The sequence below is a fragment of the Amycolatopsis sp. MtRt-6 genome, from assembly GCF_017308975.1.
GTDB lineage: Bacteria > Actinomycetota > Actinomycetes > Mycobacteriales > Pseudonocardiaceae > Amycolatopsis.
This window is the reverse complement of record NZ_JADWPD010000013.1, coordinates 151,158-162,909: the sequence shown is the minus strand read 5'-3', so window position 1 is coordinate 162,909 and position 11,752 is coordinate 151,158. Positions and strand designations below refer to the sequence as shown.

Genomic DNA, 11,752 nt, shown 5'->3' with positions numbered 1-11,752 from the left:
CGCTTTGCCGCGGGATAACCTTGATCCCACCCCGCCTCGCGCAGAGAGGCCGCGCCGATGGGACGTCATTCGGACGGTAGACGACGCCGGCTGCTCGTGCCCGCCCTCGCGACCGCCCTCGTGCTCGTCGCCGGCGCCGCCGCGTGGGCGACCGTGCAGACCGTGCGTGCCCGGCCCGCGTGCGAGCAGCCCGCCAAAGTCCTCGTCACCGCGTCGGCGGACATCGCGCCCGCGCTGTCTCTCGTCGCGCGCGGCCTCGACCTGCAGTGCGGCAGCGTCGAGGTCCAGACGCGGGAAGCGACGCAGGCCGCCGAGCGGCTGGCCCTCTCGGACGGCAGCCCGCGGCCGCAGGTCTGGGTGCCCGACTCCACGCTCGCGCTGCGCCGCGCCCACCAGCTCGGCGCCAAGGACGTCCCGGAAACCGGCGCGTCGGTGGCGAGCTCGCCGGTGGTGCTCGCCGTCGCCGCGGACGTCGCCAAGGGCATCGGCTGGCCCGACCGCGCGCCCACCTGGGCCGAGGTGCTGGCCGCGCCGGGTGTCGTCCCGGGCATGCCCGACCCCGCGCGCGACGCGGTCGGCGCGGTGGCGCTGCTCGGCCTGCGGGACAGCGTCAAGGCGGCGCCCGAGCCCTCGGCCGCGTACGTGGCGACACTGCGGCGCTTCTCGGCCAACACGCTCGGCGCCGAGACGGACCTGATGGCCCGGCTGCCGGGGGCGAGCGACGGCGGTGGCACGGCCGCGGTGACGGCGTTCCCGGCGTCGGAGAACTCCTTGCTGCGCCACAACATCGAGGACTCGAAGTCGCCGCTGGTCGCCGTCTACTCGACGGCCGTGCCCACGTTGGACTACCCGTTCGCGGAGCTGGGCGGGATCACGCCGGAGCAGCGCCCGATCGTCGCGGCGCTGCGCGAGGCGGTCCTCGGCGACGCGGGCGCCGAAGCGATCTCGAAGACCGGCCTGCGCGCGGCGGGCGGCCAGGCGCTGCGCGAGCACACCGACGACCCGAGGGTGACGCCGCAGGGCATCCGGGCCGCGAACCTCCCGCCCGCGCCCGCCGTCGACGAGCTGCTCAACCAGTGGGCCGGCATCAACCTCAGCGCGCGGGTCCAGGTGCTGATCGACGTGTCGGGCTCGATGAACGCGCAGGTCCCCGGGACCGGGCTGGACCGCATGCAGGTGACGATGCAGGCGGCGGCGAAGGCGATGCACCTGTTCAAGCCGGCGACCCAGCTGCGGATGCTGGCGTTTTCGACCCGCTTGGACGGCGACAAGGACTACCGCGAGCTGCTGCCGATGGCCTCGGTCTCCCAGCACCTGGCGACGGGCGCGCTGGACAAGCTCGCCCGGGTGAAGGCCACCGCGGACGGCGGCACGGGGCTGTACGACAGCGTGCTGGACACCTACCGCACGGCCCGGCGCGAGTGGGAACCCGGCCGGCTGAACCTGGTGATCGTGATGACGGACGGCCGCAACGAGGACCCGCGCGGCATTTCCCGGCCGGAGGTGCTGGCCGAGCTGGGCAAGCTGCAGGACCCCCGCCGCCCGATCCCGCTGATCGGCGTCGGCATCGGCCCGGACGCGGACCAGGCGGAGCTGGCCCAGCTGACGGCGGCGACGGGCGGCCAGACGTTCGTGGCCCCGGACCCGGCGAAGATCACGGACGTGTTTTTCGGGGCGCTGTCCCGGATCGCCGGCGGATGAGGGCGTAGACGCCCAGGATCACCGCCAGGCTGATCAAGCTGAGGTACAGCTGCGCCCGCGCGTCGGAGTCCACGAACAACATCGACGCCACCACGACCAGCGTCAGGACCAGTGTCACCCAGCTCAGCCACGGGTAGCCCCACATCCGCAGCTTCAGTTTCTCCGGCTCCGACGCCTCCAGGCGCCGCCGCATGCGGATCTGGGAGCCGCAGATGATCGCGTACACGAACAGGGCCACCGCGCCCGCCGAATTGATGATGAAGTAGAAGATCTTGTCCGGGGACACGTAGCTCATCACCACCGCCACGTACCCGACCGACGTCGACGCCAGGATCGCCTTCCACGGCACGCCGCGCGCGTTCGTGTCCGCGATCCAGGCCGGGGCCCAGCCGTGGCGCCGCAGGGCGAACAGCATGCGGGATGCCGTGTACAGCCCCGAATTCAGCACCGACAACGCCGCCGTGAGCACCACCGCCGACACGATCGTCGACGCCGCCGGGACGCCGAAGCGGCCGAACGCCGCCGCGAATGGGCTCGTCTCGCTCGGGATGTCGCGCCACGGCGTGATCATCACCAGCAGTGCCACCGAGCCGACGTAGAACACGATCACGCGCCAGACGATCGTCGAGGTCGCCTTGCGGACCGCCGTCTCCGGCTGGTCGGACTCCGCCGCGGCGATCGTGACGATCTCCGCGCCGAAGTACGAGAAGATCACGATGACCACGCCGTGCACCACCGAAAACGGCCCGTTCGCGACGAAGCCGTCGAGGCCGATGTTGCCCACCGAGAAATGCGCGTCCGGCCAGAGCCCGAGCACGAACAGCGTGCCCAGCACCAGGAAGACGACGATGGTGGCGACCTTGATCGACGCCAGCCAGAACTCCGTCTCGCCGAAGGAGCGCGCCGACGCGAGGTTCGTCGCCGTCAGCAGCAGCATCAGCGCCAGCGAGAACACCCACTGCGGCACGTCGGGAATCCAGGTCTGCAGGATCTTCGCGCCCGCGACGGCTTCGAACGCGACCACGCCGACCCAGAAGTACCAGTACAGCCAGCCGATGGTGAAGCCCGCCCAGCCGCCGAGCGAGTCGCGCGCGTACTCCATGAACGAACCGAGCGCGGGCGCCGCGGTCGCCATCTCGCCGAGCATCCGCATCACCAGCACGACGAGCAGCCCGCCGATGGCGTAGGACAGCACCGCGGCCGGGCCGACGGTGTGGATCACCGCGCCGCTGCCGATGAACAGGCTGGCGCCGATGATGCCGCCGAGGGCGATCATCCGGACGTGCCGCTGCCGCAGATCGGGCCGCAGCCCGGACTTCGTCGCCAAGGTGCTTCCTCCCCGGGTGGACGTCGATCGCGGAATTCTCCCACCGGTGATCGACCCGGTGCAGAAGTTGCGCAACGTCAAGTGGTGAGGATCTCCGAGTTCCGCTGCACGATGTACGCGCCGCTGAGCAGGATCGCCGACCCGAGCAGCTGCGGCCAGGCGAGCTGCTCGCCGAGCAGCACCCACGCCGCGGTCGTCGTGATCACCGGTTCGACCAGCCCGAGCACGCTCGCCACCGACGCGGGCAGGTGCCGCAGCGCCGAAATGCCGCAGGCGTACGCGAGGACGGTCGCCACCAGCACCAGCAAGGTCAGCAGCAGCCACACCGGCGGGTGCCAGGCCCCGAATTCGACGTCCGCGCCGAGCAGCCCGGCCGGCCACGTCCACGGCGGCGCGACGAAGCTGATCGCGACCGCGCCGATCACCATGCCCCAGGTGACCAGGCCCAGGGGCTCGACGCCGGCCACCGCGCGTTCGCCGAGCAGGAAGTAGGCCGCCGAGCACAGCGCGGCACCGAAGCCGGCGAGCAGGCCGAGCCCGTCCAGGGTCACGCCTTCCCAGACCTGGGCGACGAGCGCGAGGCCGGTCATGGCCAGCGTGATGCCGCCCCAGACTGCCCGCGGCAGCCGGTGCCGCCGGACGAACCGCACCCACAGCGCGATGAGCACGGGCGAGACGAACTCCAGCAGGATCGCGATCCCGACCGGGATCCGGCCCGCGGCGACGAAGTAGAGCAGCTGCACGCCGGCCACCCCGAGCAGGCCGTACCCGGTCAGGACCGGCAGGTCCGCCCGTCGCACCCGCAGCTTCCGCGGCGCCACCAGCGCGACGACGGCGAGCAGCACGAGCCCGGCCAGCGCGATCCGCGCGGCGGCCACCTGCTGCGGGGTGACGCCGGCGGACATCGTGGCCTTGCCGAGGGTGCCGGAGGTGCTGAAGAACAGCGCGGCGAGCAGCACGTAGGTGGTTCCCCGGCCGCGGTGGGCGACCCGGGGTGGCGCGAGGACGGGGAGTTCGGTGGTCACCGTCGGGACTGTAGGTGATCCCGACGTCACCGCCGAAGTGATTTTCCCGGTTATCCGGCCTGGCCGATGGGCCCTGTTTCGTTACGTTCGCGCCGCAACCGGGCGCGGCGGCGGGCGTCTTCCGAAATGCCTTTGAAACCCCGCGATCGATCCGGAGGGGAAAACAATGCGAAGATCCTTTGCCGCCGCAGGTGTGGCTGCCGGTTGCGTACTGCTGTCACCGGCCGTGGCTTCGGCCGACGAGGCGTACCCGGGCAATCCGACGTCAATGAAGGTCACGGTGTCGGGAAATGCGGTGACCATCACGGGTACGTGTGCCACGGCCGACGTCAAGGCCGAAGCCGCTTACGACTTCTACCGTGGGCAGCGGCCGGTTCAACAGGGTGTCATGAAGCAGAACGGAAACAAGCACTCCATCACGTTCACCGGGGTGCAGCCGGGTGTCTGGTACGCCACCATGTCCTGCCTCGAAGGTGGTACCGGCAGCTGGTGGCGGAAGTTCACCGTCGGGGAACCCGGCACACCGACGCCCACCAAGCCGACGCCGACCAAGCCCACGCCGAAGCCCACCAAGCCGAAGCCCGCGCCGCAGGTCGCGGTGAAGCCGCAGGGTGCGCCGCAGACCGGCGGCGGCCCGGCCGAGAACGAATCCACCGCCCCGGCGCTCGTCGCGGCCGGCGCGATCCTGCTCGTGGGTGCGGGTGGCGCCGTGGTCCTGCGCCGCCGGGCCTCGGCCAGGCGCTGAACCGATGTCCGGGTGCCACTCGCGGGTGGCACCCTCGGTCACTCGGCGCGCTTCAGCCCGGTGGCGACGTGCGTGGTGATGGTGGCCAGCCGCCGGCCCTGCAGGCGCAGGGCGTCGAGCGCGACGTCGTCCGGGGCCGCCGACCTGCGGGACACGAACGAGCCGCCGTACGGGTTGCCGGACTCCATCAGGTGCGGGTCGGTGTAGCCGAGCGGGACGACGATCGCGCCCCAGTGGTAGAAGACGTTGTTGATGGCCAGCAGGGTCGACTCGAGGCCGCCGTGCGCGGTGGACGCCGTCGTGAACGACGTGGCGACCTTGTCCGCCAGCTTTCCCTGCGCCCACAAGCCACCCGTGCTGTCCAAAAAGGACTTAAGCTGGGCGGCCGGCCCACCGAACCGGGTCGGGCTGCCGGCGGCGAGCCCGTCGGCCCACTCGAGGTCGCCGAGCGTGACGAGCTCGTGGTGCGGCCCGGCGGCCACCCGGGCCTGCCAGCGCGGGTTCCGCGCGATGGCGTCGGCGGGCACGGTTTCCGGCACGGTCCGCACCCGCACGTCGGCCCCGGTCTCCCGCGCGCCCGCGGCGAGCGACTCGGCGAGGGCGGCGGTGTTCCCGGTCGAGCTGTAGTAGACGACGAGTATCCGTGTGCTCACGTCCGCCGACTCTAGGGTGCGCGGCAGTGCGTCCCAGGATGCGGACTTCAGCAGCCCTGCCGGCCGCTGGAGATCGCGTAGTACTGCCCGCCCCAGTAGATCCAGCCGACCGCGGCCACGCAGCGGTTCGCCGTGCCGGTGACCCCTCGGGGGCCTGCGTGGTACTTGTAGACGCCGCGGTCCGGGCTCGAGGACCGGTCGGCGGTGCACGGCAGGCCTTCGCCGCTGGTTTCGACGCAGCGCTCGATCACCACGTAGGTCTCCGCCGCCACGCCGTAGGCGGCGCCGCGGTGGTAGAAGCAGGCGCTGTTGGTCCCGCCGTCGGCGCTGTTGTAGTAGATCGTCAGCTCGCCGAGCCCCGAGGCGCCGCTGCTGTTGTCGTAGGTCTTCGTCCCCGAGCACGACACCGCGGCGCTCGCCGGTGCCGCCGTGACGGCTCCGGTGGTCAGCACGACGCCGAGCACGGCGAGAACCGAGCCCACGGTCTTCGCGATCCTTCGCATGGCAGCCTGCCCCTCTGTGTCACCGACGAGAACGCGGCAGCCACGCCGGTGGCGGACAGCGGGTTGAGCCCCTGGCCGGAACTACACCCGATCGGCTCAGGAGCCGGACGCCGGCTTCCACGGGCTGACCGTGTCGGTCGGCCGCGTCGGGTCGTGGAAGCGGGGCCGGTCGGGCTCGTCGCGGCGCAGTGGGACCAGGCCGTCGGTGATCGCCTGCATGATCTTCGCGTGCGCGCGCACCCCGGCGCCCGGCCGCTCCGGCTCGATGTCCGACAGGTCCACCGGGTCGCCGAAGTGCACGCGGAACCGCGGGCGGCGCAGCGGCGCGCTCAGCCCCGAGCGGGCCAGGGGGACCAGGTCCGCCGGGCCGTTGACCGTCTCGGTGCCCCAGTACACGGCCTCGTGCGCGCCCCACTGGCTGATCGGGATCACCGGCACCCCCGCCGCGAGCGCCAGCCGCGCCGCGCCGGTCTTGCCGCGCTCCGGCCACAGGCCCGGGTCGTGGCTGATGCGGCCCTCCGGGTAGACGATGATCGGCTCGCGGGTCGTCCGCATCGCCTCGACGGCCTCCGCGAACTGCCCGACGGCGGTCCCGGCGTGCTTGCGGTCGACCCGCAGGTGCCCGCTGACCCGCAGCGCCGGCCCGATCACGGGGGCGTCCAGGATGCCGCCGGCCAGCATGAACCGCGGGTTGATGCCGATCCGCTTGCACGCCGCCATCAGCACGAACGCGTCGAACACGCCGATGTGGTTCGCCGCCATCAGCAGCGGGCGCCCGCGCAGCTGCGCGGGCACCCGGCCGGTGACCGTCAGCCGCCCGACCAGGTTCACCAGCCCACGGTCGATGTTCAGCATGGTCCGCCAGATGGCGGGAGCACGGCGGGGCGGTTCGTCGGTGCGCAGCGCGAGCATGCGCAGAGCATGGCAGACGCCGATTTCACCCGTTTGCGCACTGGCGGATCGGTTCACCCGGATGGCCGCTCAAGCGCGGATGTGAGGCAGAAGTTCACCGTGGGCCGAGAGTGGCGCACGGGACGAACGGCGACGGCCGGTTACCGTTGAGGGCATGGCTGGGTCGGCGACGAGGAAGAGAAGCACGGGAAGCGGCGCGAAGGGGGCAGCGGCGCGTAAGCCGCGTACACCCGCGAAGCCTCGTACGTCGTCCGCTCGCAAGCCCGCGCCACGCGCACGCCGCAAGACGCCCGGGATCTTCGGGAAGGGCGTCCGCGGTACCTGGAACCTGCTGGCCAAGGGCCTGGGCACGCTGGCCAGGACCGTCGGCCGCACCCGCGAGCTGGAGCCGGAACACCGCCGCGACGGGCTCGCGCTGGGCCTGATCGGCCTGGGCATCGTCGCGGCCGTCGGCGTCTGGTGGCGCGCGGCCGGGCCGATCGGCACCGGCGTCGAGATCGCCACCCGGACCGTCCTCGGCGCCGGGGCCGTCACGCTCCCGCTGGTGCTCGTCGTGGTCGCCGTCGCGCTGATGCGGTCCGAGCCGCACCCGGAGACGCGGCCGCGGATGGTCGTCGGCACGATCATGGTCGTCCTGTCCGTGCTCGGGATGCTGCACATCTTCACCGCGCTGCCGGAGACCAACGACGGCCGGATGTACGCCGGCGGCATCGTCGGCGCCTTCTCGGGCGGCCTGCTCACCATGGGCGTCACCACCTGGGTCGCCGTGCCGCTGCTGATCCTCGCGCTGTTCTTCGGCGTGCTCGTGTTCACCGGCACGCCGGTCCGCCAGATCCCGCAGCGGCTGCGGAACTGGGGCCTCGACGAGGAGGAGATCGCCGAAGCCGAAGCGCAGCGTTCGGGCTTCGCGACCGACGAAGAGAAGGTCACCGACGCCGACCCGAAGTCCGCGCGGCTGCGCAAGCCGTCCCGGCGTCGCCAGGCCAGCGAAGCCGCCCCCGAGCAGCTGGACATCGACGCGATGCTGGCCGAGGCGCCGACGCCGATCAAGCCGCCCAAGGCCGCGCCCAAGCCCGTCGAGGTGCCCGAAAAGAAGCCGAAGAAGGCCGTGGAACCGCCGCTCGCGGTCACCCGCACGGTCGAGGGCGACTACCAGCTCCCGCCGCCCGACCTGCTGAAGCTCGGCGACGCGCCGAAGTCCCGCAGCAAAGCCAACGACGCCATGATCGAGGCGATCACCGGCGTGCTGGAGCAGTTCAACGTCGACGCGCAGGTCACCGGCTTCACCCGCGGCCCGACGGTCACGCGCTACGAGGTCGAGCTCGGCCCGGGCGTCAAGGTCGAGAAGATCACCGCGCTGACCAAGAACATCGCGTACGCGGTGGCCACCGACAACGTCCGCCTGCTGGCGCCGATCCCGGGCAAGTCCGCGGTCGGCATCGAGGTGCCGAACTCCGACCGCGAGATGGTCCGCCTGGGTGACGTCCTGCGGGCGCCGTCCACGGTCAAGGACAACCACCCGATGGTGATCGGCCTCGGCAAGGACATCGAGGGCCACTTCGTCACCGCGAACCTGACGAAGATGCCGCACCTGCTGGTCGCGGGTTCGACCGGTTCCGGTAAGTCGAGCTTCGTCAACTCGATGCTGGTGTCGCTGCTCGCGCGCTCGACGCCGGACGAGTGCCGGATGATCCTGATCGACCCGAAGATGGTCGAGCTGACGCCGTACGAGGGCATCCCGCACCTGATCACGCCCATCATCACCCAGCCGAAGAAGGCGGCCGCCGCGCTGGCCTGGCTGGTAGAGGAGATGGAGCAGCGCTACCAGGACATGCAGGTCAACAAGGTCCGGCACATCGACGACTACAACAAGAAGGTGCGTTCGGGCGAGATCACCGCGCCGCCGGGCTCCGAGCGCGAGTACCGGCCGTACCCGTACATCATGGCGATCGTCGACGAGCTCGCCGACCTGATGATGACCGCCCCCCGCGACGTCGAGGACGCGATCGTCCGCATCACCCAGAAGGCCCGCGCCGCGGGTATCCACCTGGTCCTGGCGACGCAGCGGCCGTCGGTCGACGTCGTGACCGGCCTGATCAAGACCAACGTGCCCTCGCGGCTGGCGTTCGCGACGTCGTCGCTGACGGACTCGCGGGTGATCCTGGACCAGCCGGGCGCGGAGAAGCTGATCGGCATGGGCGACGCGCTGTACCTGCCGATGGGCGCGGGCAAGCCGGTCCGCATCCAGGGCGCGTTCGTCGGCGACGAGGAGATCGCCGCGGTCGTCAACTACGCGAAGGAGCAGGCGCAGCCGGAGTACCAGGACGGTGTGACGGCGGCCAAGGCGGGCGAGAAGAAGGAGATCGACCCGGACATCGGGGACGACCTGGACGTCCTGCTCCAGGCGGCGGAGCTGATCGTGACCTCCCAGTTCGGCTCGACGTCGATGCTGCAGCGCAAGCTGCGGGTGGGCTTCGCGAAGGCGGGGCGCCTGATGGACCTGCTGGAGAGCCGCGGGGTGGTGGGCCCGTCGGAGGGCTCGAAGGCCCGGGACGTGCTGATCAAGCCGGAGGAGCTGGAGTCGGTGCTGTTCATGATCCGCGGCGGCGGCCCGGTCGACGCGGCCGCGGGCGACGAGGACGAATAGCCGTGCAACCCCCGCCCGTGCCCCTTCCGTCCTGACCACGTGGACCTACAGCGATTCGTAGCCGGACTGTTCGCCTTCGCCGTCGTCGCGGCGGGCGCCGGGAGCTCGGTCGCCGCCGCGCTGCCCGCCGCCGGGCCGGCGTCGCCGAGCACCGTCAGCACCCCCGCCGGGCACGACGTCACCCTGCGGCTCGGGCAGGAGGCCGCCGTGCAGGGTAAGGACCTGACCGTGCGCTACCTGCGGGTGGTCGCCGACTCGCGGTGCCGGCCCGGGATGCAGTGCTTCTGGCAGGGGGAGGCCACCCTCGCCTTCCTCCTGAAGGAGCCCGGCCGCGGCGAGAGCACCACGGCCGAGCTGCACAGCGGCCCGCGCACCGGCCCGCGGGCGACGTCGTTCGCCGCCAGCCGGGTCGAACTCGTCTCCGTCAGCGAGGACGGTGGGGAGGCCACCGTGCGGATCAGCTGAGCGGCGTGCCCCAGTGGTCGAGGTAGGCCACTTCGGACAGCGGGCTGCGCGCGGCCGGCTTGAAGTCCGGCACCGTCGTGTACGCCACCGGCAGCAGCCCGGCCTGCGTGTGGCCCTCCGGGATGCCGAGGATCTCCGCGGCTTCGGCTTCCCGCGCCAGGTGGTACGTCGTCAGCGTCGAGCCCAGCCCGCGCGAGCGCAGCGCCAGCTGGAAGTTCCACACCGCCGGGAAGATGCCGCCGTAGAAGGCCGCGTCGACCGCGTTGTCCCCGGCCGGGCGGCCGGCCAGGACCGGGATCACGAACACCGGGACCCGGTCGATCACTTCGAGGAGGTGCCGCCCGGACGCCAGCATCCGCGACGGCGCCGCGCTCGCCCGCTCCGCCAGGTAGGCCTCACCCACCTCGCGGAAGAGCACCGAAAGCCGGTCCTTCACGTCCTGGTCGCGCACCACGAGCCAGCGCCAGGCCTGGACGTTGCCGGGCGTCGGCGCCTGCAGCGCCAGGTTCAGGCACTCGTCGAGGACCTCGGGTTCCACCGGCCGGTCGAGGTCGAGCTTGCGGCGCACCGCGCGGGTCGTGCTGAGCAGGTGATCGATCTCCATGATCACCATTGTGGCGCCACCCGCGCGGTTCGCGGCTCAGCCGCCGAACTTGCGGACCGCCTGGTAGTACGTCCAGGCCGCGCCCTTGCACGCCACGTTGGACCCGCAGACGCTCTTCAGGTCCGTGTAGAGGTTGTCGTCGATCTTCAGCCGGTTGGCGTCGGTGAACCGGCCCTGCTTCTTGTAGTTGCGGTAACCGAAGTCGTGCCGGTGGCAGCCGGGCAGGAACTGGAAGCCGAACGGGGTGTCCGGCGACCAGGAGCAGCCGTCCGACGACCAGTCCAGCTGGCCGGAGTACGGCGCCTGGTTCCGGATCGTTTCGAACTTCGACAGGGACGTCGAGAAGAGGTACTGGTCGGTGACCGCCGGGATGTCGACGGCGGCCGCGGTGCCGGTGCCCAGCAGGGCGCCCGCGCCGACAGAAACGGCCACCGTGACGGTGGCCCCCAGGTTCCGCAGTGTCGTGCGCATCAATGGTTTCCTTGCCGATCGGGGGACAAGTGCCCGATCAGCTTCGGGCAGCGCCGTGGCGCGCGTCACCGCCCGAAAGGAGGTTGTGGGGCCACATTCACCCCTGAATCCGGCCGGCTTAGGGGTTGTGTTCAGAGCTCGAGCAGCATGCGGGAGTTGCCCAGGGTGTTCGGCTTGACGTAGGGCAGGTCGAGGAACTCCGCGACACCGGTGTCGTGCGAGCGCCGCATCTCCTCGTACACCTCGTGCGACACCGGAGTGCCGTCGATTTCCACGAACCCGTGCCCGGCGAAGAAGCTCGTCTCGAAGGTCAGCACGAACAGCCGTTTGAGACCCAGCTCACGTGCCTCGTCGACCAGCCGGGCGACCAGCACCCGCCCGACGCCCTGGCCGCGGACGGCCTTGTCGACGACGACGGTCCGCAGCTCGGCGATGTCCTCCCAGAGCACGTGCAGCGCGGCCGCGCCGACGACGTCGTCACCCACTTCGGCGACCCAGAACTCCTGGACGTCCTCGTACAGCGTGACCAGGTCCTTTTCCAGGAGCACGCGGCCGGCGTCCGAGTCGACCAGGGCCTTGATCTTGCGGACGTCGGCGATCCGGGCGCGGCGGACGGTCGGGCGGGGCGAGTCGGATGGCACGATCGTCCACCCTGCCACATCGCTTGGCGCGCGCGGTGACACGACCGGGCTACGCCGT

General features: G+C 71.5%; 12 protein-coding genes. 4 read left to right on the top strand and 8 right to left on the bottom strand.

The window, feature by feature from the left end; translation table 11 throughout:
- Positions 1–57: 57 nt before the first annotated feature.
- Positions 58–1,701, top strand: a complete 1,644-nt coding sequence (locus tag I4Q55_RS22920; protein ID WP_206790406.1) for a substrate-binding domain-containing protein — start codon at positions 58–60, stop codon at positions 1,699–1,701.
- Here I4Q55_RS22920 and I4Q55_RS22915 read toward each other — a convergent pair.
- Together I4Q55_RS22915 and I4Q55_RS22910 are read right to left on the bottom strand one after the other, a co-directional pair.
- The gene (locus I4Q55_RS22915) at positions 1,655–3,028 is read right to left on the bottom strand and encodes an amino acid permease (protein WP_206790405.1); all 1,374 of its coding nucleotides are present in this window, start codon (positions 3,026–3,028) and stop codon (positions 1,655–1,657) included. The two genes, I4Q55_RS22920 and I4Q55_RS22915, sit on opposite strands and share 47 nt — an antisense overlap.
- A gap of 77 nt (positions 3,029–3,105) precedes the next feature.
- Positions 3,106–4,053 (bottom strand): DMT family transporter, encoded by a 948-nt coding sequence (locus I4Q55_RS22910; RefSeq protein ID WP_206790404.1) that lies wholly within the window; start codon positions 4,051–4,053, stop codon positions 3,106–3,108.
- 388 nt (positions 4,054–4,441) lie between these two features.
- On the opposite strand from I4Q55_RS22910, the gene I4Q55_RS49310 reads away from it, so the two are divergent.
- Positions 4,442–4,798, top strand: a complete 357-nt coding sequence (locus tag I4Q55_RS49310) for an LPXTG cell wall anchor domain-containing protein (protein ID WP_242546524.1) — start codon at positions 4,442–4,444, stop codon at positions 4,796–4,798.
- 38 nt (positions 4,799–4,836) lie between these two features.
- On the opposite strand, the gene wrbA is transcribed toward I4Q55_RS49310, so the two are convergent.
- From wrbA to I4Q55_RS22890, 3 genes are all read right to left on the bottom strand, one after another.
- Entirely contained in the window at positions 4,837–5,451 is a 615-nt protein-coding gene (wrbA, locus tag I4Q55_RS22900; protein ID WP_206790400.1) for an NAD(P)H:quinone oxidoreductase, read from the bottom strand.
- A 47-nt stretch (positions 5,452–5,498) separates the two neighbouring features.
- Complete coding sequence (locus I4Q55_RS22895; RefSeq protein ID WP_242546523.1) at positions 5,499–5,954, bottom strand: hypothetical protein; 456 nt, start codon at positions 5,952–5,954, stop codon at positions 5,499–5,501.
- 96 nt (positions 5,955–6,050) lie between these two features.
- Complete coding sequence (locus tag I4Q55_RS22890; protein ID WP_206790399.1) at positions 6,051–6,866, bottom strand: 1-acyl-sn-glycerol-3-phosphate acyltransferase; 816 nt, start codon at positions 6,864–6,866, stop codon at positions 6,051–6,053.
- A gap of 154 nt (positions 6,867–7,020) precedes the next feature.
- Between I4Q55_RS22890 and I4Q55_RS22885 the strand changes: the two genes are divergently transcribed.
- Positions 7,021–9,513, top strand: coding sequence for a DNA translocase FtsK (locus I4Q55_RS22885; protein ID WP_206790397.1), 2,493 nt, complete (start codon positions 7,021–7,023; stop codon positions 9,511–9,513).
- A gap of 39 nt (positions 9,514–9,552) precedes the next feature.
- Positions 9,553–9,978: a hypothetical protein gene (locus tag I4Q55_RS22880; RefSeq protein WP_307793283.1), complete on the top strand. Its 426-nt coding sequence runs from the start codon at positions 9,553–9,555 to the stop codon at positions 9,976–9,978.
- Here the strand turns inward: I4Q55_RS22880 and I4Q55_RS22875 are convergent.
- The 3 genes from I4Q55_RS22875 to I4Q55_RS22865 all read right to left on the bottom strand — a co-directional run bounded on the left by I4Q55_RS22875 (position 9,971) and on the right by I4Q55_RS22865 (position 11,694).
- Positions 9,971–10,582, bottom strand: a complete 612-nt coding sequence (locus I4Q55_RS22875) for a nitroreductase family protein (RefSeq protein WP_206790395.1) — start codon at positions 10,580–10,582, stop codon at positions 9,971–9,973. The two genes, I4Q55_RS22880 and I4Q55_RS22875, sit on opposite strands and share 8 nt — an antisense overlap.
- Before the next feature lie 36 nt (positions 10,583–10,618).
- Positions 10,619–11,053, bottom strand: a complete 435-nt coding sequence (locus I4Q55_RS22870; RefSeq protein WP_206790393.1) for a phospholipase — start codon at positions 11,051–11,053, stop codon at positions 10,619–10,621.
- A gap of 131 nt (positions 11,054–11,184) precedes the next feature.
- Positions 11,185–11,694: an amino-acid N-acetyltransferase gene (locus tag I4Q55_RS22865; protein WP_206790391.1), complete on the bottom strand. Its 510-nt coding sequence runs from the start codon at positions 11,692–11,694 to the stop codon at positions 11,185–11,187.
- Positions 11,695–11,752: the final 58 nt, after the last annotated feature.